18 protein-coding genes are annotated in these 26,763 nt (G+C 49.1%); 6 read left to right on the top strand and 12 right to left on the bottom strand.

Translation table 11 applies throughout. The features are described 5' to 3' along the window. Positions 1-55 precede the first annotated feature (55 nt). Both LLH06_RS08540 and LLH06_RS08535 read left to right on the top strand, forming a co-directional pair. The gene (locus tag LLH06_RS08540) at positions 56-931 is read left to right on the top strand and encodes an ABC transporter ATP-binding protein (RefSeq protein ID WP_228172891.1); all 876 of its coding nucleotides are present in this window, start codon (positions 56-58) and stop codon (positions 929-931) included. 2 nt (positions 932-933) lie between these two features. Next, positions 934-4,101 carry a M1 family aminopeptidase gene (locus LLH06_RS08535; RefSeq protein WP_228172890.1) on the top strand — a complete coding sequence of 1,056 codons (3,168 nt, stop codon included), beginning with the start codon at positions 934-936 and terminating at the stop codon, positions 4,099-4,101. Positions 4,102-4,184: 83 nt separating this feature from the next. Here the strand turns inward: LLH06_RS08535 and LLH06_RS08530 are convergent, their stop codons facing one another. The 3 genes from LLH06_RS08530 to LLH06_RS08520 all read right to left on the bottom strand — a co-directional run bounded on the left by LLH06_RS08530 (position 4,185) and on the right by LLH06_RS08520 (position 5,934). Beyond that, positions 4,185-4,835: a hypothetical protein gene (locus tag LLH06_RS08530; RefSeq protein ID WP_228172889.1), complete on the bottom strand. Its 651-nt coding sequence runs from the start codon at positions 4,833-4,835 to the stop codon at positions 4,185-4,187. 18 nt (positions 4,836-4,853) lie between these two features. Beyond that, entirely contained in the window at positions 4,854-5,408 is a 555-nt protein-coding gene (locus LLH06_RS08525) for a hypothetical protein (RefSeq protein ID WP_228172887.1), read from the bottom strand. A 79-nt stretch (positions 5,409-5,487) separates the two neighbouring features. Then, on the bottom strand, positions 5,488-5,934 hold the full coding sequence (locus LLH06_RS08520; protein WP_228172886.1) for a hypothetical protein: 447 nt from the start codon (positions 5,932-5,934) through the stop codon (positions 5,488-5,490). Between the two features lie 55 nt (positions 5,935-5,989). Between LLH06_RS08520 and LLH06_RS08515 the strand changes: the two genes are divergently transcribed. Next, the gene (locus LLH06_RS08515; RefSeq protein WP_228172884.1) at positions 5,990-8,110 is read left to right on the top strand and encodes a sensor histidine kinase; all 2,121 of its coding nucleotides are present in this window, start codon (positions 5,990-5,992) and stop codon (positions 8,108-8,110) included. Beyond that, on the top strand, positions 8,103-8,732 hold the full coding sequence (locus tag LLH06_RS08510) for a response regulator (RefSeq protein WP_228172882.1): 630 nt from the start codon (positions 8,103-8,105) through the stop codon (positions 8,730-8,732). The genes LLH06_RS08515 and LLH06_RS08510 overlap by 8 nt, the downstream gene beginning before the upstream one ends. A gap of 95 nt (positions 8,733-8,827) precedes the next feature. Here LLH06_RS08510 and LLH06_RS08505 read toward each other — a convergent pair whose 3' ends face one another. From LLH06_RS08505 to LLH06_RS08480, 6 genes are all read right to left on the bottom strand, one after another. Next, the gene (locus LLH06_RS08505; RefSeq protein ID WP_228172880.1) at positions 8,828-11,293 is read right to left on the bottom strand and encodes a glycoside hydrolase family 95 protein; all 2,466 of its coding nucleotides are present in this window, start codon (positions 11,291-11,293) and stop codon (positions 8,828-8,830) included. 9 nt (positions 11,294-11,302) lie between these two features. Beyond that, complete coding sequence (locus tag LLH06_RS08500) at positions 11,303-13,876, bottom strand: M1 family metallopeptidase (RefSeq protein ID WP_228172879.1); 2,574 nt, start codon at positions 13,874-13,876, stop codon at positions 11,303-11,305. Positions 13,877-14,047: 171 nt separating this feature from the next. Further along, positions 14,048-15,901, bottom strand: coding sequence for a glycoside hydrolase family 97 protein (locus LLH06_RS08495; protein ID WP_228172878.1), 1,854 nt, complete (start codon positions 15,899-15,901; stop codon positions 14,048-14,050). Between the two features lie 195 nt (positions 15,902-16,096). Beyond that, the gene (locus tag LLH06_RS08490; protein WP_228172876.1) at positions 16,097-17,734 is read right to left on the bottom strand and encodes an alpha-L-fucosidase; all 1,638 of its coding nucleotides are present in this window, start codon (positions 17,732-17,734) and stop codon (positions 16,097-16,099) included. A gap of 328 nt (positions 17,735-18,062) precedes the next feature. Then, the gene (locus LLH06_RS08485; protein ID WP_228172875.1) at positions 18,063-19,040 is read right to left on the bottom strand and encodes a glycoside hydrolase family 43 protein; all 978 of its coding nucleotides are present in this window, start codon (positions 19,038-19,040) and stop codon (positions 18,063-18,065) included. A gap of 20 nt (positions 19,041-19,060) precedes the next feature. Further along, a complete protein-coding gene (locus tag LLH06_RS08480) occupies positions 19,061-20,644 on the bottom strand; it encodes a glycoside hydrolase (RefSeq protein WP_228172873.1) in 1,584 nt (527 codons plus the stop codon). 337 nt (positions 20,645-20,981) lie between these two features. On the opposite strand from LLH06_RS08480, the gene LLH06_RS08475 reads away from it, so the two are divergent. Both LLH06_RS08475 and LLH06_RS08470 read left to right on the top strand, forming a co-directional pair. Further along, on the top strand, positions 20,982-21,719 hold the full coding sequence (locus LLH06_RS08475; protein WP_228172871.1) for a DUF3891 family protein: 738 nt from the start codon (positions 20,982-20,984) through the stop codon (positions 21,717-21,719). Between the two features lie 11 nt (positions 21,720-21,730). Continuing rightward, positions 21,731-23,290, top strand: a complete 1,560-nt coding sequence (locus tag LLH06_RS08470; protein WP_228172869.1) for a DEAD/DEAH box helicase — start codon at positions 21,731-21,733, stop codon at positions 23,288-23,290. Positions 23,291-23,345: 55 nt separating this feature from the next. Here the strand turns inward: LLH06_RS08470 and LLH06_RS08465 are convergent, their stop codons facing one another. The 3 genes from LLH06_RS08465 to LLH06_RS08455 all read right to left on the bottom strand — a co-directional run bounded on the left by LLH06_RS08465 (position 23,346) and on the right by LLH06_RS08455 (position 26,746). Beyond that, a complete protein-coding gene (locus LLH06_RS08465) occupies positions 23,346-24,047 on the bottom strand; it encodes a DUF421 domain-containing protein (protein ID WP_228172868.1) in 702 nt (233 codons plus the stop codon). 2 nt (positions 24,048-24,049) lie between these two features. Then, the gene (locus LLH06_RS08460) at positions 24,050-24,733 is read right to left on the bottom strand and encodes a DUF421 domain-containing protein (protein ID WP_228172864.1); all 684 of its coding nucleotides are present in this window, start codon (positions 24,731-24,733) and stop codon (positions 24,050-24,052) included. A 201-nt stretch (positions 24,734-24,934) separates the two neighbouring features. Next, on the bottom strand, positions 24,935-26,746 hold the full coding sequence (locus LLH06_RS08455; protein WP_228172862.1) for a RagB/SusD family nutrient uptake outer membrane protein: 1,812 nt from the start codon (positions 26,744-26,746) through the stop codon (positions 24,935-24,937). Between the last annotated feature and the right edge of the window lie 17 nt (positions 26,747-26,763).

The raw sequence follows: 26,763 nt of genomic DNA, 5'->3' as shown, positions 1-26,763 counted from the left end.
CTGTAAACCCACTAAATACACGGGAGGGCCACTCCTATGCCTAAAATTTTCCATCATGAATACCTTAACTATAAGCAATATCAGTAAAATGTACACCAGCGGCGTCAAGGCTCTGGATGGTCTGTCGCTAAAGATCAGCAATGGAATGTTCGGCCTTTTGGGACCCAATGGCGCCGGTAAATCATCACTGATGAAGACCCTCGCAGGACTACAACTCCCAGACGAGGGAGTGATCCATTTTAACGATATTGATGTTTTGACAGACCCCTTGTCGTTAAAGAAGCAGCTGGGATTTCTTCCGCAAGACTTTGGCGTTTATCCCAACGTATCGGCCTATGACCTGCTCACGCATATCGCTGTGTTAAAGGGGCTAACCTATTCTGCTTCAAGAAAAGAACAGGTTTTGGCTTTGCTGGCTCAAACCAATCTATATGAACAGCGCAACAACAGTGTTCATACGTTCTCGGGAGGTATGCGCCAGCGGTTCGGGGTAGCTCAAGCCCTATTGGGTGACCCGCAGCTGATCATTGTGGACGAGCCCACGGCAGGCCTTGACCCTGAGGAACGGAATCGTTTTAACAACCTACTCAGCGAGATAGGCGAACAAAAAGTGATCATCCTTTCCACACATTTGGTTGAGGACGTCAGGAACCTATGTACCGAAATGGCGGTCATGAAAAAGGGACGCATCATTGCCAAGGGTGCCCCTACTGAACTGGTGTCGGCCATGTCAGGCAAAGTGTGGCAACGAACCATTGATAAGGCCGACAAAGCCGACTACGAAGCTCGTTTCCAGGTCATTTCCTCGCACTTGAGCATGGGCCGGCTTAACATTCGCATTTATAGCAATATCGATCCACATAATGGCTTTGAGTCAGTGCCCGCCACTTTGGAGGATGTCTACTTTCACTTACTAAGCTCAACTAACTGACCATGACCGATCTATTAAAATTTGAGTTGGGCTCTTATTTCAAAAAGCCAGCCATATATGTGGTCTTGATTTTACTTTTTGCCGGAGGCATATTCATAGATCTTAAGCTCTCGTTCAACGCCGGTAACGACATTTACCGCAATTCACCGTACTGCATCGCCATGATGATCGGCCTGCTTAGCCTGACCGGTATATTTTTGACAACTCTATTTGCCGCGCAGATCTTGTTGAAAGAGAGCGATGCACGTTTCGATATTATTTTATACGCGACACCGCTCGTTAAGCGCGATCATCTGCTGAGCCGGTTCGGCGCAGTATTAGCTTTATCCGCACTCTGTTTCACGGTATTGGTCGCCGGCTATATGACCGGGCAATTGATGGTTCCTGAACGTACAGGTTATCAGGCTTTTCATCTTTGGCTCTATGTTCAGCCTCTGTTGCTCATCGGGTTACCTAACCTTTTCCTGTGCGCAGTGCTGGTAAGCGCTGTGGCATGGTCGACGCGCAATAAGTTCATGATCTTTATCTGTGGGTTGTTCATTTACATCAGTTACCTCATACTGCTCACTTATTCGGGCTCACCATTAATGGCCGGGAGCCTGCCGCGGTCATCTGCATCATTGGAATTGGCAGCCAAGATAGACCCATTTGGACTTTCGGCTTTTTATCACCAAACCAACCTATGGGCGGTGGAGTTGAAGAACACGTCGGTCATCCATATGACCGGCAATTTACTATTGAATAGACTGATATACCTCGCGTTGAGCATTGCCCTATTATTCACAACTTATTATAGATTCCAGTTCAAGCTACAAAACGGTGATAGCACCTCGAAGATCAAGGTAGCAGCTGGTTCACCGGTGAAGGTAACGTCCTATCGCACGCTAACCACCACTGCTGAGGGCATTAAGTACACCGTAGCAGTGATTACGGTCCTGGTGAAGCAGAATATGAAACTCGTCTTAAAAAGCAGGGCATTTACGCTGATCGGTCTGGGGCTCATCTTCTACATGTCTATGGAGTTTTACGGGAGCATTGACCAGGGCATACGTTTGCCCGAGCAATATGCTACCACCGGGCTCATGGTGAACCGCATACTTTTTAACCTGCCCGGGCTGTTACTTTTGGTCACGTTGTTTTACGCACAGGAGCTTTACTGGCGTAGTCACGATCACCGGTTCCACCTTATCGAGAATAGTACACCTGTTGGTAAAATCATCTTATTGCTATCTAAATGGATGACGCTCACGGTGCTGAACGTCATACTGATCACGATGATCATCTTTACAGGTATCGTTTTCCAACTAGTATACGGATATACACATATAGAGCTGCCTGTTTATGCGCTTTTATACTGGTTGATCGGTGTTCCGTTGGCAATGAGTGCAGGCCTTATCCTGATCATCCAGCACCTCATCGGCAGTAAATGGCTGGGACTAACGGTCTGCTGTATAGCGATCGCCTTGTTGGCTACTTCTATGGGCAAGTCGCTGGGAATGGATCACCCTTTGATGCGCTTCATGACAGCATACACAGCAAGGTATAGCGAAATGAACGGCTGGGACGATTATTCTAATAGCTTCATTTGGCGAATGATCTTTGGCTCGAGTGTGGTCTTGATCGCTTGGGTGATGATCGGTCACAGCTTCAGGTCGTGGAGCAAGACCAGGATGCATGCTTGCATCCTGTTGTTGAGCATAGCTATTTGCACCGGCATGTACATCTTTATCCGCGTCCCGGCAACTGGTACTCAACAAGAACTTGATGAGCGTGAAAGCTATGAGCGGGCTTACCGGCCACTGATCAATATGAACCAGCCGGTGATCACTTGTGTCAAGACCAGCATCGACCTTTACCCCACCAAAGATGCTTATCAAGTACAGGGTTATTATAAGTTAACGAATCCCGGCCCCACTCCTATCAATAAATTACTTGTCAATTATAGCGATGCTATCAAAATGACAACGGCAATGTACCGTCAAGGGCGCTACCAAAAGACCTTGGGCGAAAGAACCGGGCTTATTGACCTCGAACGTCCGTTACTACCAGGGGACAGTGCCACTTTATCGTTCAGTTTCTCCTATCAATGGAACGGCTTTACAGGTCATGAGTCTTTTAACGCCATCGTGCACAATGGCTCATTCCTCCGCATCAGCAATTATTTTCCGCGCTTTGGTTATCAAACCGATGAAGAGATATCGTTGCTGGCGGAAAGGAAGAAGAGGCGACTTGGCACACCTACGCCCCTCACTAAACTGGAGGCTCCACGGGGTACCAATAACTTCATTGATCTTGACATGACCGTTTCAGTACCGAGGGGGCAGTCAGTAGTTGGTGTTGGCGAACTGGAGCGGCAGTGGACATCAAAAGACAGGGCTTATTTCCGGTATATATCCGGAACGCCTATTCCCTTCAGATTCGGACTTTCGGCAGCGAATTACCACGTCAGTAAAATGAATCACAAAGGCGTCGAGGTTGCGGTATACTATGACAGTAAGCACCCTGAGAACGTAGCTCACCTGATCAGGAACGCAGTGCGCACTATCGATTATTGTCGGTCAAATTTTGGCCCCTACCCGTACAAGACCATCCGTTTTGCAGAGATATCGTCATTTACCGAAGGCTTTGCAGGGACCGCCTACCCGGCCACCATCTTCATGACCGAGCAGTCACTCTTCCATGCCAATTTAGGGAACGGCGAGGGTCATGATGTGATCAACGAACTGGCCGCGCATGAGTTGTCGCACCAATGGTGGGGCAACCAACAGTTAGCGCCTGATGAACGCGAAGGTTCCAAACTCCTGACAGAGACACTGGCTATGTATACTGAGCTCATGCTGGCTAAGCGCTATCTGAGTCCGGCTGCCGTACAGGGTAAGATCACCGTCCACAAAAGCATATATGATAACGAACGGGGCTTTTCAAAAGAGCCGCCGCTATATAGAGCAAGGACCGAAGACATCTATCTTTATTACGATAAGGGCTTATTGGTGATGAACGAAGTGGTGAACTTGATCGGTGAGAAAAAGGTCAACCGGGCTCTCAGGAATTTACTGGAGAAGCATGCTTATCCTCACACGCCGCCGGTCAGTACCGACCTGATCAACGAACTATGTGCGGTAAGCGATCAGGCGCAATGTACTCAAATAAAAATGCTATTTACTCATTGAGGACATGCGTCTTCAATGAATAAATAGCTATAAGATGAGCTATCTTGGTAAGGATCTATCTCCCTTTATAAGATATGATCAGACTATAAGGTAGTTTTAAAGTTGCTCACGTACAGTTTAGCTCCTTGTTTATACTCCCATGGTCCGCTTAGATAAAAGTATTTGGCAGCTTTAGGGGCAAATAGCTCTGTATCGGCGAGCTTGGTATCATCCAGGTAAACGGCCATTTCCGTTCCGTTCACCACCAGCTTTACATGCAAAGGTTTGTTTAGTGTTGATATGAGATCGAACGTTGTGCCAACCTCCTTTTTCAGATCGTAATTACCAATGTTCACGGCATCGCCATCGTTGTAGTGTAATTGCACAAAGGCGCCCGCATTGCTCAAATGTTCACGTGCGGCATTATCCTTCACAAAGCCAAAGCAAACCGGACCGATCTCATTCCCTTGTTCGGCCGCACCCAGCACATCGAACTCAAGGGTGAACTTGGCCGGAAATGGTGTGAGCCTGTTGATCTTGTAGGTGGCCTGGTTCTTGACCAATAGCCATTTACCCTCCTGCCCGGTCGGGTGTTCAACAATGGCTGCACCGTTGGTTTTGATGCTGCGGGGCGATGCGCCTGTTTGATAGCTTGAAAAGTCTTCGTTGAAAGGCTTGTCTTGCGCTAAGACAAATTCAGATGTAAAATTGCTGATAAATATCAGCAAGGCGATAAACTTGAATGGTATCTTCATGGTGTTTTGTTCTTTTAATTATGATCCGGTTCTATTGTAAGGTGCCGAGAACTTGCCATCGGTCACGGCAATGAACTCATCGCCGTCAAGCAACCTAAGCTTGCCTGAAAAGGTGCCTTTAACACCCCATTCGGTCAAACTGGTGATGGTCATGGTGAAGTTGCTGCCGTCAACATCCCCCCCGTTGTAAATGGTGGTGTTCACGATCTTTCCATCCTTCATGTTCTGGATATAGTATTTGCCCGAAAGCAATAGACCGGCGGCACTGTTAGATACATATGTCGCTTCTTTGGCGCCTTTATCGATCTGCATATCGATGCCAAATCCGGTCACCATATCCTCTTTTTCCCAACCACCTATCACCACAAAGTGCACGGTATCAGTAGCCGGATGGTCGTTGGCATTAACATGATAATTGAATTCGTGTAGCGTTCCGTTCAGCTTACAACTCATATAAACATCCTGATCGCTGCCAGACCCACCGCCGCCTTTTTTGCACGCGGTAAAGCCCATTATGATCACGGCCACCCATAACATGATGGCGCAGGGCCGTTTGAACATCCAGTTCTTCATAGTATTCAGATAAATAATACCCACCCAAGCGGAATGAAAGGCCGCCCGGGTAGGTGTTGTAGATAGGGTTTAGTAGGTATTATTTGATCTTGATGGATATCTCACCATCATCCATTCCTTCGATGTTCTTCTCGGCAAAAACGTCCGGAGCTGATCTTTGCAGCACTTTGAGAAGGTCAGATGTAGAGCCGGCATGCTGCAATACGATCGATGAGCCCGAAGCACTGTACTTCATCTTGGTACTCTCGATACCTTTGGCCGACTGCAGCTTATCATTAAGAGCCTTGAGGGTAGAAAAATCTACCCCGGCGAGTTTAACGGTCGTTTTTTCTAACGAGGTGCCATCCTTCTTTTTACCGAAAAGGCCCAGCAGTTTGTCGCCTGTGCTTTTGGTACGGTCAGCGGTGCGACTTGCCCGGTCGGCTTTGTCGGCCGTGCGGTCGATCTTGTCTAAAATAGCTTGGGCTTTGGTCAGCTTAGGCCCGAATAATAGCAGGCCCGCGCAAATGATCACGATCTTTTTCATAGTTATTTGAATTAATAAATAGATAGACCGCAAAACTACCGGATGCCCCACTCCTATGAAATCCCTTAAACGGTGGTATTTTATCTACCTGATCTTAGGTATTTTGCAGCTATTGCTGGCATTATTTGACTTTTTGTACCGACAAGACAGATATTTGACGCATACCTTCAATGCTGCCATGACAAGATCACTGTTCATCGTATTTACCCTCCTCATACTGACCGCGCGGGCGCAGCAGCAGGTACCGCTCAATGAGAAAAAACATGTGGACAGCCTAGAGACCATATTGCGGTCAGGAGATACTGACAGCGCCAAAGCCATCGCCAGCTACATGTTGGTGGAGTATTGGAAATTCAAGGACACTACCAAAAGCAAGGCATATCTATTAAAAGGCAGGCAGCTTTCATCCGGCTCCGCCTACCTCAAGGCTCTGTCACAGTTCTATGAAGGGCAGTATTATTTTAATTGGAATACGGTGAGGGCCTCTGCTGCATTTGCTAAAGCACAGCAAGCACTTGCGGCTTTTCATACACCAAAAGCTTATGGCAAGTTGGCCGCCGCGTGGTATAACTATGCCATCATGAATCGTGGCAAAGGGTACGAGTTCATCACCACCATTACTACGCAAAAGGCACTGCCCTATGCCGAGAAAGCGGGCGACAGATCGATGGTTGCATTTTACTATGGGCAGCTCGCCACCATCATGATGAACAATTATCAGTTCGTGAAGGCTAATGATTATAATCAAAAAGCCATTGCCCTGCTGGAAAAAGAAGATTCTGGATCAACTAATTTGCTATTTGCCTATCTCAATGGCGTGAGCATCAATTGCTATGCAGAAAAATCCGCAATGGCGAAGGTCCTGCTAAAGAAAGCGCAGGACCTGCTGGCGCCTTTCCCGGGTTCACTTAATTACACGCTTTATTATTATAACGAAGCTCTTTATTTCACCACTATCGGTTCATATGATCAAACCATCGCCAGTGCCAACAAAGGTGTTATACTGGCCAAAAGGTATAACCAAAAGCAACTGCTTCAGCAGCTTTTATTCCGTAATTACGAAGCGTACGTACACCGCAAAGCGTATAATAAAGCCAAATCCATATTGCTGGGCATCGTGAAGGAAGGCACTATGCTCACCAGCGCCAATGATGAGGCAATGGTTTACAGGGAACTGGCCAAGACCAGCAAGCTAATGGGCGATCATCGCGATGCTTATAAATGGCAAAGCAAGTATCAACGCATCACCGACAGTATGCACAATAAGCAACTGGACGTGAAGATAAACGAACTGGAGACCAGGTACCGATCGGCAGAGAACCAAAAAAAGATCAGCGACCTGCAATTCAAGAACAAGCAGGCCGAACTGAAAGCAAAGAACGAAAAGCTTTTCAACTGGCTGTTAGGTAGTGGCTGCCTCACCTTGTTGGCTATCCTTACAGCCGTATTACTCAACGCCCGGAACAGCCGGAAACTGGCCGCTCAAAAAGAGATCAATTACCGGCAACAACTGCTCGAGCTGGAACAGAAACAACAGCTCCGCGTTGCCAAGGCCATGTTAGACGGCGAAGAGAACGAACGGGAACGGGTAGCGCGCGATCTGCACGACGGCCTGGGTGGGCTGCTGGCCGGTGTCAAGATAGGCCTGTCAGGCCTTACCAACACCAAAGATGAGGTGGCGCAGGATAAGGACCTGTACAGGATCATTGGTCAATTAGATACATCAGTGACCGAACTGCGCCGCATTGCCCGCAACCTTCTGCCAGAAACGCTACTTAAATTTGGTCTTGAGGTCGCCCTCAAAGACCTCAGTGAATTTTACATGCGCGACGGGTTGCATATCGATCTTCAGACCTTTTCCATTGAAAAGGATATCGCCCTTAACGTGCAGCTCAATATCTATCGCATCGTTCAGGAACTGCTATCTAACGCGATCAAGCATGCCCGGGCAGCCAACATACTGATCCAATGCAGTCAAAACGACTCGGTATTCTTCATCACCGTGGAAGACGATGGCGTGGGTTTCGACACCAATGTATCGCAGAGCCGCAAAGGTATGGGCCTGGAAAACCTCAGGAACCGGGTGAGCTATCTGGGTGGGAAGTTCGAGCTCCGGTCAGTGATCAATGAGGGGACCACCATCAACATCGAATTAAAAACTAACGCTGATGCCTAAACTGACCACCGCCGTAGTTGATGATCACCCGATAGTGATCGAGGGTTTGAAGACCTTACTTGCCAACGAAGATAACCTCGATATCATCGGTGGATTTTGCACCGGGACCGACCTTTTGGCTTACATCACTGACCACTCGCTCGACCTTGTATTGCTGGACGTAACGCTCCCTGATATCAGCGGGACCGAATTGTGCCTTAAGATCAAGGAGGCATCGATCTCCACCCGCATCCTGATCCTGAGCAACCATACCGAACGAAGCATTATCATGCAGGCCATACAAAATGGCGCCAGTGGTTATTTACTCAAGAATAGTTCGATAGATGAGTTACGACACTGCATAGCCGAGGCTGTGAAAGGAAATATCTGTTACAGCAAAGAGGTGATGGAGATCATTAGCCGGCCTAACAAAAATGAGTTACAAGGTGTCCCCCGCCTCACTCGCCGTGAAAAAGAGATACTGGCACTCATCGCCGCAGGGAAAACCAGCCAGATCATTGCACAAGAACTTTTCTTAAGTCCGCTCACTGTGGATACTCATCGCAAGAATCTTATCCAAAAATTTGGGGTAAAAAACGTGGCAGAACTCATTATGGCCGCTGCACAGCAACAGATGCTATGAGCCTGATCTGTTGCGGTCATTCACAGACTTAAAGTGAACGAGCCAGTAGACGTATCGGTCTACTGGCTCGTTTATTACTCTTTTGAGCTTGTTACTTATAAAGCTACTATCTGGTAGATCTTATTCTTCTCGATATTGAAAGTGGTCAAATAACCACCTTTTGAAGCTACCGGCTTGGCAGACACACCTTTGATGATCACCGGTGTTTGAGTGCGTAAAACGCACCTTCCACCATTAAGCGAGGTGATGTGGGCGTTGGTGAGTTTACCGTGTTGCCAGTCAATGTCTACCGCAAAATTTCCACGTCCCTTCAGACCAGTTACATGACCAGTGCTCCAGGCTTGCGGTAAAGCAGGCAACAAGTGCACCTCGTTCAGGTGGCTTTGCAGCAACATTTCGGTCATGCCTGAGGTTGCGCCAAAGTTGCCATCGATCTGGAACGGTGGATGCGCATCGAACAGGTTGGGATACAGACCACCACCTTTAGACACGGTCACATCGCGCATCAGGTCACGTAATAGTTTGTAAGCATGGTCGCCATCAAGCAGGCGTGCCCAAAAATTGATCTTCCAGGCAAGGCTCCAGCCGGTGCCGGCATCACCGCGCAGTTCCAGCGTTTTGCGGCTGGCATCAGCAAATTTGGGGTCCAGCAGCGGCGATATCTCCCTGCCCGGATGCAGACCGAATAGATGACTAACATGACGATGATGCGGGTCCTCGTCCTCCCAATCCTTGTACCACTCTTGCAGGTTGCCTTTTTTACCGATGTGGAGCGGATAGAGCTTGGCCATTTTTTGCTTGAGCAGTTTAACGAAAGCCGGGTCGGTGTTCAGCGCCTCAGCGGCCTCTATGCAGTTGCGGAAATGATCGCGAACGATGGACATATCCATAGTGGTAGCGATAGAAGTATTGGCCGGTTTGCCTTTATCGTCCAGGTAATCGTTCTCTGGTGAGAATGACGGAGCGGTCACCAGGTAACCATCTTTATCCTCCACCAAAAAGTTCACCAAGAACTCGGCCGCACCCTTCATGATCGGGTATGCATTCTGTAAGAATTGGCGGTCTCGCGTAAAACGATAATGCTCGAATAAATGGCGGCACAACCATGGCCCTCCCATGTACCAGTTGGCCCATTTAGGGTCGCCTTTGCCAAAATCGCCCACAGGGTTGCTTATAGCCCATATATCGGTGTTGTGGTGTGCCACCCATCCCTGCATATCATAAAATTGTTTAGCCGTTCTACGTCCAGTGATGGAGAGGTTCTTAACCAGTTCGAACAGCGGTGATTCCAGCTCACCTAAATTGGTGATGGCAGCCGGCCAGTAATTCATTTGGGTGTTGATGTTGATCGTGTAATTTGAGCTCCAGGGTGCACGCATCTTATCATTCCAGATGCCTTGCAGGTTAGCAGGCACGCCACCCGGACGCGAAGAACCGATCAGCAAGTAGCGCCCATATTGGTAAAGCAGCACCTCCAATTCAGGATCGCTTGCCCCGCGGCTGAACGCTAACAGGCGCTCGTCGGTAGGCATTGAAGCGGTCTTGTCGTCAGTACGCCCCAGATCGATCTTTACGCGGTCAAAGTAGCGCTTGTGGTCAGCGATGTGGGCCTGATAAAGCGTTGCCCAGGTGCTTTTCGATGCTATATTCAGGTCGTCGCGGCAAAGCCTAAGCTCATCCTTGCCCTGGGTCACCGGGCATTTATCAAAACCGTTGTAACTGGTGGCCGCGCAAATGTACAAGGTCACCTCATCGGCTCTTTCAACGTGTAATATGTTACGGTCGGTAGTGACGGTGCCACCTTTGGCCACTGCACGTACTTGCAAAGCGGCTCTCATACCTTTACAGTCAGCACTGTCGCTGTATTTGATCGGTTCTTTGTTGTAATCGATGTAATTGGGATCCACCTGGGCAGGTGCCTTGGCTTTCAAGAGCAACCCGTTGCTTTGATCAGCCGATACCTGGAAACGTACCTGGCTGCTCAGATCAAGGTCGAAGGTTATCTTGCCCTGCTGGCTGGCGGTCAAATGCATCACTATGGCCTTTCCCGGGAACGAAGCGAACATTTCACGCTGATATTGCACCCCACCTGAACTGAAACGTACCGACGCCAGACTACCGCTGATAGACAGGTCGCGTGTATAATTGTTGTAATTAGTTGAACCGGTGTTCTGTTTCAGGTGCAGATCAGCCAGCGGCAGATAGGATTGGGAGTATTCCCCTTGGATCTTTCTGACCAATTTATTGGCTTCTGCGTAATCCTGCTGATCAAGTAAGGCTTTCCTCACATCTTTTAATGCCGACGGTACCGACGGGTCCACTTTGGTGGTCACCGGTCCGCCACTCCAAAAGGAAGCCTCATTCAATTGCAGGAGCTCCTGGTTAGGCTCACCAAATATCATGGCCCCTATGCGTCCGTTGCCAATAGGTAAGGCCTCGGTCCACTTTCTGGCAGGTTTGTTATAGGTCAATTTAAGGTCCCGTTGCGCAAAGGCACTGACCGTGGTCAGCGTGAGCAAGAGGAAAAGTTTTCCGGTCGTTAATATATGATTTGATTTCATAGAGTTATACTATGGTCGTTTTGCGTTGGTCAATTGCTGGGCTCTGAAAAGGTCATCGGCACCTTGTAGCAGCTTGTTCAATAACTTAGTTTCAAGTTTTGGATGAGCTTTGATGTAGGCGTTCACCATGTCGGCCACTTGCTTGCTTTGATAGCTGCGCAGGGTAGCGTTGAGGAACGATTGTGGAAAGAAGATATCGCCCGTGGCTTGTATCTCTTCCAGCAAATTCAGGCTCTCGGGAATATATCTTATCGATGTGGCCTGCCTTAACGGATGATGCAAATAGTACAATGCCGCCGATACCCAGGCTTCCTTTTCACGGCCCTTGCGTTGCTTAAGGGAGTTAAAGAAAGCATCGCGCTCCTGAACATTGTTCGATAAAGCCGGCATGAGGAACTCCAGACGCTTTTTGCGGTCAGGGTCTTTCATACGCGATAGTTGCCGTTGCAGTACCGAGGTGGCCGTGTCACTTTTAACGGCCAGGGTAAGCGCCATGTTGATATAGTCGTCTTCGGTAAGTTTGATGCCGGCTGGTGCCTGTTGTGATCGCCATATCTCGTTGATCCGCTCCCCTGCCGACTTACAGCGATATACATTCAGGTACGCATTGAACAGTAACTTTTTGTGATTAGCACCACTTTGCTTTTCAAACGCGTTCCAAAGGACCTTTTCGAATTCTTCTGCACGCTGGTCCCGAAGGCCCGGCGTTAGGAACTCCCAATAGATGCCGGTCATATAGCCGGTCAGTAAGCGCAGGTTGGTCTCTTCCTGTTCGGCCGCACACCCTATCTGGAAAAGATCGAGCAATTGGATCGGTGTGTATGCCTTGCCATTGAGCATGTTCTCGTAGGCATTGATGTAGAAGGATGCTCTGTGCAGAGGGTCTTTGATGGCGTAAAGTTCATCTGGTGTCCAGCTCTCATCGATCGGAAAAACGCCGTAACCATTGCCGTTGGAATTATATAATATATGTGAAGGCTTGGGCAAACCATTCACCGCATCAAGACGGGTGGTCTTACCATTCATATTCACCATTAAACGCTGCTCGTGATCCGGATATATCAGCATCACTTCGAACGATTGTGGCCATACCTTATCATTCCCTTTTTCAGGCCTTTGGGTCAGCATAAATTCGCTGATCCGGTCGCCGTCGTATCTAACCTGGGCATTTATAATTGGCCTGCCGGTCTGGTTCACCCAAACCTTATTCCATTCAGCAAGATCTTCCTTGGTGTGCTTACTTAAGATGCTGATCAGATCAGGCCAGGTGGCATTTTGGTAAGCGTACTTCTTCAGATATTCACGTACCCCTGCCTGGAAGTTGTCCTTTCCCATCAACATCTCCAGCTGACGCATCATGATGGGCGCTTTGTGATAAATGATATCGCCATACATGGACCCAGCATCCTGAAGGTTACCTAACTCCTGGCGAATGGGATTGGCTCCTGCTGTACGGTCCACATTATACGCCGCCGGGTAATGGTCCTGCAAAAATTTCAGGTCGAATGTTTGGTTACCCATCAGCTTTTGGGTCACCTTGTCGGCCATCAGGTTCGCGAATACCTCTTTCATCCAAACATCATTGAACCAGCGCATGGTCACCAGATCACCGAACCACATATGAGCGGTCTCGTGAGAGATAAGATTGATGCGGGCCAAACGCATGTTCTTGGTAGCGGCATCATCCAGGAACAGGCTCGAGGCCTTGTATTGAACTTCCCCAGGATGCTCCATCCCGCCGAATTGAAAATCAGGAACAGCTACGAAACCAAGCTTCTGGAACGGATACCGGACGCCGGTCCATCCCTCCAAAAAGTTGATAGCACTTTGGTGCTGGCCAAATATAGAATCAACGCTCAGTTGTATCTTTTTAGGGTCCGTTTCGCGGTAAAGCAGGTCGGCTGGGCGCTTGCCCAACATCTTCCTAACGGTGGTGTATTTACCTGCTGTAAAAGAGAACAGGTACGTTGGCAACAGATCCGATTCGGCAAAGGCATAGGTGGTTCGGTCATTGGTCGTTGCTGAATCAATGGTCTTCCCGTTGCTGAGCGCTTTCCATCCTTTGGGCACGGTGAGATCAAGCTTGAACCGGGCTTTGAGGTCGGGCTGGTCAAAGCACGGGAATACCGAACGGGCGTGATCAGGTACGAACAAGGCATATAAAAGCTCATCGTTGCGGTTAAGGGAGCGATCGCCGGCAATAAAGCTGACCTCTACTATGTTGCTGCCTTTACGGTAGTCATGTGGGTCGATCAGTAAATGCTCATGCTGTAAGTTGACCGGCACCTTTTTACCATTCACTTTGACCCAGTGCACCTTACCCGCATCCTGCTTTAGATCGATCTGCAATGGGTACAGGTTAGATGTTGCCTGAAAACTCAGCGTCTCCTGAGCCCCTATCGCCTCACTCCTTGCAGCCGGTACTTCAAATCGAAGCTCATACTTGATATCGCTGATGTTAGCCTTCCTATACTTGGATAGCTGAAGCGATACGCCAGGCTCCACCGAAATGGCCTTAGGCTGTGCAAGGCTAATATTAAAGGCAGCGATCAAAAAAATGGACAGAAAAGTATGTTCGATCATATTGATGGTGGCTGTTGGTACAGGAAGATCGGCAGCCCAAGCTGTTCTTACGAGACCAACTTTGGCACCGACCTTTTTTTGTTTTTGAAAGTAAGCTTCGTTAGCTCAATTCGCAAGTTCAGGTGTAAAAACCTGTTCGCGTTTTAATGACGAACCTCCAAAGAGCGCCTACTATTCAACCACCATCACAAAACCTCCGCGTGGCAAGCAATTCACGTTGACCTTTTGTCCTTTATCAAAAGTTTTGTCCTCGGTTTTAAAAGTGGTATCGGTGTCACCATCTTGTATAATGCTAACCTTGGCTTTGCCCGGCTTGATCAGGCTCAGGTCAACTTCCATAGCTCTTGCATTCTCCTGGCCGTTCAATCCGCCTATGTACCACGTATTGCCCTTTCTGCGTGCGATCACTACATGGTCACCAGGATAGCCGCTCAGTAGCTTGGTATCATCCCAGGCTGCAGGGACCGTTTTGAGAAAGTTGCGTGGCTCTTCGGGAAGTGCCAAGTATGCCTCCGGACGATCCGCAAAGTTCTGCAAGGCCGATTCAAATACTACCGATAAGGCCAACTCATGACCGTATGAGGTGATGTGCGGATGCTGACTGTTCGAGAAGGTGACCGGCGTATAGTCCATGGAACCGATCACGTTGCGTGTGAAAGGTAGCGTGGTGTTGTGAACGGCAGCTTTTTTAGTAAGTACATCATTGTTGTTGTACCATTCGGCACCATATACCGCCTCGACGGTCATCAGATTCGGGTAGGTACGGGCCCAACCGCGTGGTATGGTAGCACCATGAAAGTCGACCATGAGGTGATGGTCAGCAGCATCTTTCAAGATACCAAGGTAAAGATCGATCATATCCTGCTGGTCGCCATCAAAAAAATCCACCTTGACACCGTAAACACCGATCTTATTCAACCATTCAAATTCCTTTACACGCTTTTCTCTGGTGCGCATCCGGTCGACAGGCGTGGCGTCAGACCAATCTGTGGTGCCTGAATTATACCACATCAGCGGTTTAATACCTTTCGAATGAGCGTATTTCACGGCATCTTCCAGGTTACCTCCATTGGTCATGGCATCCCACTCCCAATCGATCAGTACGTAAGGCCAATTCATCGCTTTGGCCAGATCAACGTACTCTACCACCTTTTTATAGTCCTTAGAGCCATGGTTATAAGCCCAATAGATCCACGATACTGAACCAGGAATGATCCAGTTAGTATCCTTAATCTTGCTTGGCTCGCTCACGTCGGTGACCAGGGTCGAACCCACTACATCGGCCATTGAACCCATCGAGATGGTATGCCATTGTGAGGTCCAGGGCGTTTGCCCTAAAGCACCCTGCTGAGGAAACCGTTTACGAGGCTCCGGATAGGTCACCTTGTACACATTGGCATCCTTGGAATTATTGAGCCTGGCCGCACAATTGACCTCGCTGTTATTAGCTTCTGATATCAGATACCATACCGGAACGTCATTTGCTTTGAACAGTGCCGGGAAGGCCCACTCCTGCTTTTTATCGCCTTTGCCATCAGTGCTATAGGGATAAAATCGCTCATAACCAGAGTCGTAACCTTGCACCCAGCGCGCCGTTCGTGCCGGGATGTGGTAGGTGGTATACTCGTCCTTAACGTTCACGGTGGTCCCATTTTTAGCAGGCACCTGATACCTGAAAGCCACTCCATCATTGTAAGCTCTGAAGATGACCTTGAGCTCCTTTTTATTCGGTTGAGTGAAGGTGAACACCTCCTCATTGGCTACGTTGGTGATCGAACGGCGTTTACCCGTTATCATCTCGTAGCTTGTTTTGATGCTGGTTATTTTACCGGCATTGGTCAATTCCATGTTCCTGAACTGCTCATCGGCGGTTAACAACCCTAATTCACAACCTGACATGATCTCAGTGAATTTACCTCCCGACCTGAAGTATATCTTTAGGTCCGAAGAAGCGTTAGAGGCCTGACCTTTGCGGTAGGTGTTCTCTAACACCAGTTTGATGTTGCCATTGGGGGAAGTAAGCACATGAGATCGCTTGGCCTGGCTGCGAGCATCCTTTGCGCACAACATACTGAGCATTGCACATGCTAAGAGCGATAACCTTTTGGTGGGTATGAACATTGATCGATATTTATAGTTTTTTGTATGTGTTTGATCTTAAATTCTGGTTGTTTATTTACTTTTTCATCTTCTGATGGATCACAATAGATCTTGTACCGATCACGCTATGGCGCCATCGATCTTGAACACATAAGCGATGTTACCCGGTGCATTTTGAGGCAGGCGGATCTTCAGGCCATCGGTGGTTTGCGTGAATTCCAGTAGTGCCGAGTTACCAAGCAAGCCTACCTTCTCGATCTTGCCTACTTTGTTAAGTGCCAACTTTTTCACTAATGCCTCACCTTCGGTTGGCCAGCCCAGCATGGCCGCATACAGCACCTTACCCTTTTTGGTGAAGCGTATATCGGCAGCGGTATACGGCTTGTTACGACCCTCGTTAAATCCCTGATGACTAAGCGGCGCGGCCGACTCCATGGCCGGGCCTTCGCCAAAAGTGGTCCATGGGCGGGTGTCGTAAATGCTTTCGCTATTCACATGCATCCATGCAGCAATGTCCTCCACCACGGCCCGTTCTTTTTCGTCTATGGTACCATTGCCCCTAACCGGGATGTTCAGCATCAGGTTGCCATTCTTGCTCACCACATCGATCAGCATATGGATCACCGTTTTGGCACTCTTGTAACCGTTACGTTCATATAACGGGCGGTCGTAGTGCCAAGAACCTATGCAGGTATCGGTTTGGAACGGCTGTGGCTCGATCTCGTTGCTTTGCCCACGCTCGATGTCCCACACCATGCACTTACGCTGCTGCTCATCTAATATCTTACCGAACAGAACAGCCTCTAACTTACCATGTCTTTTAATGCTGGTATTGTACATATGCGCCGCGATGCGCAGTCCTGCATCACTGATCGGGTATAACGGCAGCACAGTATCATCAAAGTAGATGGCATCTGGCTCATATTTATCCAGCAGTTCTATCGTCCTTTCGTAAAAGTTCTCGCAATACTCTTTGGTAGGAACAGAGGCACCGTTGCCCCAGGCCCACTGGCTGTGGATGGCACCGTTGTCATAACTGTTCTTACTTAACGGGTGGTTCTGTGCATACAGTTCCTGCGGGTCCTCACCATTCCACCACTTGCCTTTACCATCGGCCTTGGTCAATTTGCCGTCATACGGAATGCCTGCCAGTGGACCGTTCTTATCGGCGCGTTGGGCGGTCTCCATCCAGCTCCAGGCATGAGCGGCATGCACGCTTACGCCAAATCGCAGGTCGTTATTCTTGGCAGCCTTTGCCCAGCCAGCAATGATGTCTTTTTTAGGTCCGATGCGGGTAGAGTTCCATTTATGATGAGAGCTTTTGTACAGGTCAAAATTATCATGATGGTTGGCCAGCGCCATAAAATAACGTGCACCTGCCTTTTTGTAAAGGCTCACCAATTCCTCGGGGTCCCACTTGTCGGCCTTCCACTCGTTGATCACATCCTTAAAGCCGAATTTGGAGGGATGCCCATATTTTTTTACGTGATATTTGTATTTATCGCCGCCCTCCATGTACATCTCGCGGGCATACCAATCGCCATATTCGGGCTCGCATTGCGGTCCCCAGTGCGCCCACATCCCAAATTTGGCATCGCGGAACCAATCAGGTACCTGGTATTTACCTAACGAATCCCACGTGGGCTGGAACGGCCCGGCGGCATAAGGCGCTTTTAACAACTGGCCTGCATAGCTTTTGGAAAAGTAAGCCGACGATAATCCTATCGCCATGCCTTTGATCAATGCTCTTCTCTTCATATTTGGTACTGTGGTGTTGGCCGGTAAGCAGGGTCGTTAAACGTTCATTATAATTATGGACCTCGGGCTAGTTGGCTCCTTCGAACACCCTTAACATATGCTTCGGGTGATCATCAAAAATAAGCCTGCGCCCATTAAAGTTCTATTGTTAAATAAGACCATGTTTTATACAAAACAGACCTTCGCCCCTCTTTTTAGCTGTTGCGACCGTCAAAAACTTGTTGTTTTCAGTCACGCCGCGATGCCAAATGCGTTTAACGACAAAGGGCCGTATGGCTTTACCACACGACCCTATATTTTATAGCCGTTATGCCGGCTATTTAACATCTCACTTGTTACCCCACTGGGCCAGCAAACGCGCTTTTTCTTTAGCGGTAATGGGTAGCACTGTACCATGGCGTGGGTGAAAATCCATGCTCACCTCATTATCGATCAGCGTGAAGTTCTCCAGGTCGATGCTCTTGGTGAATTGATATCTTCCCTTGGTATAAACGTCATACATCAATATATAGCCCTGGCCGTTATTCAACTTGAATACGCCGGCGCCCTCTACGGGGTCGGTGGTCTGCTGTACATATCTGTCTTTCAATACGTAACCGCTGGTCAGCTGGTCAGACACGGCCACCTTGATACCGGCGCCCGAACCCTCTGTCTTGAAGAACAGGTAATACTTACCATCCTTATCGATGATATCACCATCGATGGTGGCGCCGTTGCCCGGGTTATAGAACAGTTGTTTAGGCTCTGAGGTAAAGCCCGTGAAGTCCTTATTAGCATAGGCATAATAGATTCTATCTGGATCTTTACCGGCCCGCATAGACCAGTATACCATGTATTTACCTGCCTTGGCATCGTAAATGGTCTGTGGCGCCCAAACCCTGTTCACCTGTGCGAACTCGGGGAAGGTTTGAGGCACATTGATCTTGCTGGAGGTCCAGTGAACCAGATCTTTCGACCGCATCAGCACCATGCCGCGATTAGAATCCCAACCGTTGGCCGACACCATATCGGTAGCCACCATGTAGAACGTTTTACCGTCGGCCCCACGCAGGATGTGAGGATCGCGTACGCCACCGGTGGCGCTGATATCGGTTGATAAGATGACCGGCTGATCACTGTTGAGCGCCTTGAAATGATAACCGTCGTCGCTTAATGCAAAGTGAATGGCTTCTTCATTCTTGCTGTTACCTGTAAAGTAGGTGAACAGGTAGGCCGAATACGTCTGCTTATCGCTCTTTTGAGCCGCCGCGTTCAGGCTCAGCAAACCCAGGAGCAAGCAGGCTAGCTTTAATTTTTTACCGATCATGTACTGTATGTTTAAATTAATTAGTTGAAAATGATGGTAGTCACCGACCGCGGCATCAAACTGATGAGGCCGTTCATTTTTCGTTGGACGGATGGCCTCAAGTTGTCATTAGCCTGAGCCGAAGTGACATAGGTGCGATACTTTTTTACCGATGGCATACCCTTGAACTGGGGCGTAATGCTTCTTGCCTTATCGGTATAGTTGATGGCTACCATCACCAGCTTGTCCTTACCGCCGGTAAAGGCAGATAGCATCACATCCTGTGTGATCTTTTCAGGCGCCAGGCCATCGGTGCGAGCAATATTCACCCGGCGCATGCCCGGGCGTACGAACCGGCTGTAGTTGCCTAAAGCCCAGAGTCCTTTGGTTATGGTAAAGTCGCCATCGGTATAAGCAGCGTTGGCCGGTTTTAAGGCGATGAGGTAATAACGAGTATCCCACTCTGCTGTATTGGGTTCCCATGAATTCCAGAACTGCCATGCGGCCGCGTTGCCAATGGTCAGATCCTGATCAATGATCTTGGCCAGGAACAGCGCACAATCCATTTGGCTGCGCTTTTCCTTAGTGCCTTCTCTAAATCCATCGCCCAGCATCGAGTATTCTGACTGCCAATACTCGATACCATACTTGCGCGCCGTGTCGGCCAGATGCTTGCGTACCGCTACGATGCTGCTATCGCCACTGTCGGTAAAATAACTATGCCCGGCCACAAAGCGGGGCACGTGCTTCATTTGGCTGAAGCTATATTTACCCTGCTGCGCATAAAAATTCTGGATCTGGCTTGCCGCGGCCGACTTACCGCTGTACAGGTAGGTCAGCATGGCCGCCTCAGTGGTCAATATCTGGGTGTTCAGCCCTTTCTTGTCCAAGGATGCGTTGACCGCCTTTGTCACCTTGTAAATGTCCTCGTTACCCCAGGGGCTTCCCTCCTGGCTGGCCTCTCCGGGTTTGTTGGACCAATCCCATTGCGGCTCATTCACCGGGCTAATGTAGTTGAAATGCAGACCTTGCTGATCAAAGTGTTTGATCACCTCTGTCAAAAAATCGGCATAAGCGTCGTATTTGTCTGGCTTCAGGTTGGCTTGATAGTCCTTTACTGTCTTGAAACCTCTGCCATTTTTAGTGAACTGCACCGGCGGCGTGTTCGAGAAAGCGATCAGGTTCTCTACCCCGTAATCTTTAGCCTTGCGCAGGAACCACTGGTAACCAGCCTGCTTGTTCCAGTCGTAAGTGCCATCAGGCGCTAAGAAACATTCTACCCGTTTGCGAAAGTCCTTAATGCCGCTACTGTCCCCCTGCTCTGCGGTACCACCGCCAATGTTGAAACGCCACGCAGAAAGGCCTATGCCTTTAGGCTGACCGTTACTATCCATCTTTTTACTGAACAGAAGTTCGGCTAATTTCTCACGTTTGGCTACCGGCCAGTACTTGCCAATGCCCTCGCTGAACCAGCAACCCGATGCACCGATATTGTGGATCACCTGGGCGGTGTCATTAGCATCAATAGTGATAATTAGTGGACCTGAAGCAACGGTTTGGGCGACCATCGAATGGGAGAAAAGCATCAGGGGAGCGATCAGTAGGCGTGACCATGAACGTTTCATGCTACAAGTATATCATATACCGCTGATATATGACCGCATAAAGACATATTCATGAGCTTATTTTCTGTCCAAAACTTGATGTGTATATGGTTCTGACCGCTATTTAGGGCGCATCTCAGGAATTGCGACCATTGATGAAATTCAGCACTTCGTCATTTTGGGCTCATTGTGAGCTATTTGAACTAAAGAGCGTACCAAAGTGTGCGGCCTGCTGTGATCGGCATTGCTTTGGTACTGATCAATACGTTCAAGCCGATACTTTGATCAATGAGCGGTCGTGACCGGACGTGCTCATGAGATCACATACCCGCACCAGGTTTTAAAGTGAATAAGAATAATGATCGTTAATTATACTGCTTCGGGTTGGGAGATCATAGCGCAACGGACGCATGGCCTGGTAGCCGCGGCTATTGCCAATGAGTGGAAGCACGAGGTACGTACCAGGCACTGGATCGAAACGCTGATCGCCATAGCCGAACATGACGATGCCCAGGTAGAGCTTGAACGCGATGACCTGCTTACCGAACAAGGCGGACCGGTAGATTTTGCCATGCGTAAAGTACAGTACGACCACTGCCTGGCCACCATGACGCGAGCATACAATAAGAGCACTTATGTGGCTTTATTATGCTCCATACACCTGGAGTTCCTTTGCAAAGACGACGGCGCCTCTGGCGATGATGTCAAAACATTCATCAAGGAGCAGAAGAAACAGCGTACGATTTGGCTCAAAACGCTGGGCATGACGACCGCGCAGTTAGACCATGATTACCGATTATTGGAATGGTGCGATGCCCTTTCGCTTTTGATCTGCCAACATAAGAGTCAGCCGGAAGGTCGCTCTGTCGAGATCAGCCAGGGGCCAGATGGGCAGACGCATCAATTACGATCATTAGACGAGGACGTACTGACCGTTGAGCCCTGGCCCTTCGAAAAAAATGAGCTCGAACTCCTGTATGAATACTGCCTACTGCCTCAGCTTTCATACAACAGCGTCGACAAATTCAGAGAGGCTTACCAAAGCGGATCGCGGATCCTTAAAACGATAACTTTTAAAAGATCAGATAAAAATTAAGCTATACATCAATGGATACCATCAATATAGATACAACAGCTGAGGAACAGCTGACCGCCGCCAAGAACGTTGACCTGTACCCTTACCAGCAACGCGACCTTGATGCACTTTTCGATAAGCTATCAAAGGTTAGTAAAGACCGGCGGATCTTATATCAGTTGCCCACGGGAGGTGGCAAAACCCGGATATTCTCGGAGATAGCCAAACGCTTCATCAAAGACCACGACCAAAGCGTGATCGTGCTTACGCACCGTACCGAGCTTTGCTCTCAAACCTCTGCCACGTTAAAAAAACTTGGCGTAGCCAACCGGGTGATCAACAGCAGCGTGAAGCGTTTGAGCCATAAAGACCGCCGTACTTGCCTGGTGGCCATGGTAGAGACCTTGAGGAACCGGATCAAGGATGGCATCATTAATACCAGCAACATTGGGTTGGTGATCATTGATGAGGCGCACCACAACTCTTTCCATAAGCTGATGGCCAAGTTCCCTAACGCTTACATCATCGGGGTTACGGCCACGCCTTTCAGTTCAAATGCTGATATCCCCATGTATAAAAACTATCATGAACTGGTAGTGGGTGAAAGCATCCAGAACCTGATCACCCAAGGCTTTTTGGCCAAGCCAACCAACTGGCGGTATGATGTGGAGTTGAACTCCCTCAAGACCGGTATCAACGGCGATTTTACCATCAGTACATCTGATGAGCTTTACTCCTCGCCTGCTATGCTCGAGTTATTGTTGCATGCTTACGAATCGCATTCCAAGAACAAGAAGACGCTGATCTTTAATAACGGTATCTTCACCTCAAAGAACGTTTGCCAAATGTTCGAGAATGCAGGCTATGCAATCAAACACCTTGACAACCATACCAGCCCTACCGACAGGGCTGAGATCTCAAAGTGGTTCAAAAAGACCAAGGGTGCTATCCTTACTTCGGTATCGATATTGACCACAGGATTTGATGAACCATCCATACAGACCGTGATCCTGAACCGAGCCACCACCTCGATCACCCTTTATCATCAAATGATCGGTCGAGGGTCACGCCGATCGGCCAACAAAAAGACATTTACCATCATTGACCTCGGCAACAACACCGACCGCTTTGGTGAATGGCAACAGCCGCTCGACTGGCAGTTGATATTTGAAAGGCCTGAAGCATTTGCCGAAAGCCTGCACAGCCGTTCGACCACTGAAGCGCACCTGATCCCGTCAGACCTGAGGGCCAAATTCCCGAACAGCCTGCAGTTAAGCTTTGACATACAAGGGGAATACCACAAAGCCATCGAGAACGGACAAAAAGGTAAAAGCATTCTGCGCGATTCTATACGTCAGCATGCGGTGATGTGTATGGAGAACGCTTCATCAGTGACCGAAGCACTGGAGTTGGTCAATGAGCTGCAGAAAGAGATCGACTGGCGGATCAAGCAGTATGGTAAATGCGTAGGCAAGGTGACCCGCAACTATACCGATTGGTTGAAAGAAGATTATCATAACAAGCTGACCACCATCATTACCAAGATCATGCCGCGGTACCAGCTCAAGCAGCAGGTACAACTTTCAGCCTGACCATAAGACGGACGTGCCGTAGTTTATAGCCCCTTGCAACAGTTCGAGGGGCTTTTCATTTTGATGTCTGTTCGGCGCACATACTTGGTGTCCACTCCTTGTGGCCGCAATTATCGCATGATGCATCATTGGAATGATTATTCTTCATCTCCCCGCAAAAGCCGCAAACCCGTTGTTCATCGTCAAATTTGCAGGCATCCAAAAACCTCTGATCTTGAATGGGAAGTACAGATAGTCCGTTAACGCACTCCTCCGACCGGATGAGCGTAAAGGCGCCATTGGCCTCTATGTATAATCTATCCACCTCGCCCAGGTGCAGCACGGCGTTGCACCTTAGCTCCGCAAATAACCGCTCTTGTGACAGTCCGGTGCGTTCCAATTCCTTCACATCGATCACATGATCGCAGATCAGGATGCTTACGTTTCCTTGTGATATGCGTTCAAATTCCTGGTTGCCGAATGCCCATCGGGCAATGATGCGCTGGGTAGATACCACCGTTATGGCAATGATCACCGCCGGCAGCACTCCCCTGTCGGGCGCCATCAAGGGCACACCGATGGTCGCCGCCAGCGACACCAATGCGGCCAGCTCATTACGGCTCAATTGCGAGGACATACGCTTACCCATAGCCCGCATGGAAAACACAAGAATAAGGTAGATGACGATCGCGCGGAAAAAAAGTTCAATGAAAAAGGCGCCCGGCACCTCGCCAATAAAAATGCGTTGCCACTCGTTCAGGGTATTTTGATCGATCATCTTCATCGGATAGCGGCGGTCCATTCGTTAGCTTCGCAATCCTGGCAATGGGGCTGGTGGGGTTCTTTGGCGCAGGTCAGTCCGCAGTGGGTACATGATACCAGCTCGTCGTTTAGCCGTCCGTTCAATATCTTCTCATCTATAGGTGGATATAGCGGCAGACCGGGGCGTTCGTCCTCAGCACAATAAATGCTGAATAGTCCACTGGCTTCAAGGTACACCCTCTTCACCGCGCCCAGGTTCGTTATATTCTTGGTGCGTAAGTGTGCAAATAGTTGCTGACGCGAAATGCTGCAGCGCTTCATGGCTTCTAATTGCATAATGCCATCCATCACCAATATATCCAGCGTTCCGTGGGTCAGGTTCTCTACCTTGCGGCTTTTGAAACCCAGCCACGCCAAGCCTCTTTGAAAGGTCAGGATAAAAAGCAGCACCGCAGCACTCAGCAGCACGCCACGGTCGGGTATCTGCATCCCGACCGATACGATAGCCCCGAGGGTTAACATCACCGCCATTTCGAGCACGGATAACTGTCCACTCATACGCTTGCCTAACCACCTGACTATAAATAGTAAAATAATGTAAGTGAGGAATGTACGTGCCAATACCTCAAGCAAAAAGGCGGGGCCCTCCTGACCAAAAAGGATACGGTCGATATCCCAGAGTTTGATATCTTCCTTTTTCAACGGAGAGCGGCTAAGACGTGAAACATTTTCTTAATAAGAAAATACACCACCATTTGTTTGGTCTCCTAATTCGTTAGTATGATAAAGTTACAAAGCCAGTGTATCGGCACCTCTAAATGTAACGTTGACCTCCGTCCTACCTCAAAAAAATAGCCCGGTCATTGGCCGGGCTATCGTCAGTTTTTATCGGTTGATATGAGCTTAAAGCTTGAACGGCAGGTAAAGTCCGCTCACAGTGCTTAGCTTGGTCTGAGCCGCTCCGGCCTGGCCGTTGCCATCACGCAGCAACTTCTGATATACCCGTGAAGCGATGAAGCTTGGGTCGTTGCGGCGAAGTGCGATGCGCAAAAGATCGCCCCAGCGCTGGCCTTCGAAGGCCAATTCCAACCCGTCCTCGTCAATGATGGCGTTCTCCATACGGATCATGTCGCCACCGCGGTTCGGTCCGCCGTTGATGATATCGATCGGCAGCAGGGTAAGGTTGGCCCGGGTACGGGTACCGATCTGCCTGTGCCAAGGTGCACGGAACAATGGCACATCGCCATAGCGGGCATCAAGGTCATAAGGCGCAGGTTTGTTGGTGATCATGATGTTGGTAGCGTCAGTAGGTACGTTACGGCCACTACTGATCGCTGCCGGTGTTGGGAAAATACTGCTAAAAACCTGCAAAACGCCTGCGTTAGTAAGTGAATAAGCCACATCAACGTAATTGTCGCGGCAAGCTGCTTCAGCAAAGTGCAGGTTAAGCGTACCTGAGCGGTACAACAGCCAGCGTCCTTGCTTTTGCAAAACACTGCCCGGTGTAAAGTTGGCACCGGTAAGGTAATTATATAAAGGCTTCATGATCACACGTTGCCCTGCTACGTTACGTACCGAGAAACGGCCACGGGCATCATAAGGGAAGCCATTGTTCTGGGTCTCTGAGTTCCACTTATCCACCGCATATTGGGATGCGGTGAGCAGGTAGCGTCCGCCCTGGTTCGAGAACAGATCGATCAACGGGTTGGTCGGTGCAAAGTTCTTATCAAAGGGTAACGACCATATCCACTCTGTGTTCACCTCTGTGCCTTGGGTAGCAGCGCCAAAAATGGCTCTCCAACCTGATACCGAAGTATTGTCATCGATCAGTGACGTCTCGTCGCCTGCTCTTGAATAAGCCACGTTGAACACGTTGTAGTTAGGTTTGAACTGCCAGAAACCGGTATTGGTGCTTGCTCCGTCGTTACGGTAGCCTTGCTCGGTCACATAGCGGTATTGAGTAGCCGCATCAGTGTAACGGCCGCGCCATAGGTACAGGTCGCCCAGTAAACAACGTTTGTTAATGAAGAACAAATTGGTAGGGTAACCATCCACCGTGGTGATCAGCGAGGTGCTGGTGGCTCCAGTAGTGGTGGTAGCCGCGCTATAGTAGTCGAGGTAACCCGAAGACACGCTGGCGATCAAATTATCAAGCAGGGCATTGAACGTTAACCTTGGATATTTACTTTGGTCTTTTAACGCATCGATATCTTCCAGGGCGTCGGTCACATAAGGTACCTCGCCCCAGTGTATGCCCAATTGCAAGTACAACCAGGCACGTACGGCGTTCACATCGGCGGCGCGTTGCGCATATTCTTCAGGTCGCATCCTTGCGGCCTTCACCATAATGTCGAAGTTCTTGAGCGCATCATTACAGTTCAGGATGATCTTGTAGAATGGACGTGGGTCGGCCCAGGGATTGTTGGCCGATACCGTGTGGGTGCTGATCTCGCGCAGGTACTGATCAGCATTGGTGGTCGGGCTCACCAGGTCGGCACGCAGTTCGTTCAAGATGATATAGCGATCGGCAATGCCCAATATCTGCCCGTAGATACCGATCACGGCGGCGTTAGCATCATTGATATTGCGGTAGTGGTTAGAGATATCAACACTGGTCTCAGGTTCAATATCGAGCATTTTTTTGCACGAGAAGGTCATCAGCATGGCGGCCGATAATAACACCCGGATAGTTATGGTATGTAAGTGTCTTTTCATGTTCTTATTCAGATCAG

The organism is Mucilaginibacter daejeonensis (assembly GCF_020783335.1).
Lineage (GTDB): Bacteria > Bacteroidota > Bacteroidia > Sphingobacteriales > Sphingobacteriaceae > Mucilaginibacter > Mucilaginibacter daejeonensis.
This window is presented reverse-complemented; position numbering and strand designations above follow the sequence as displayed.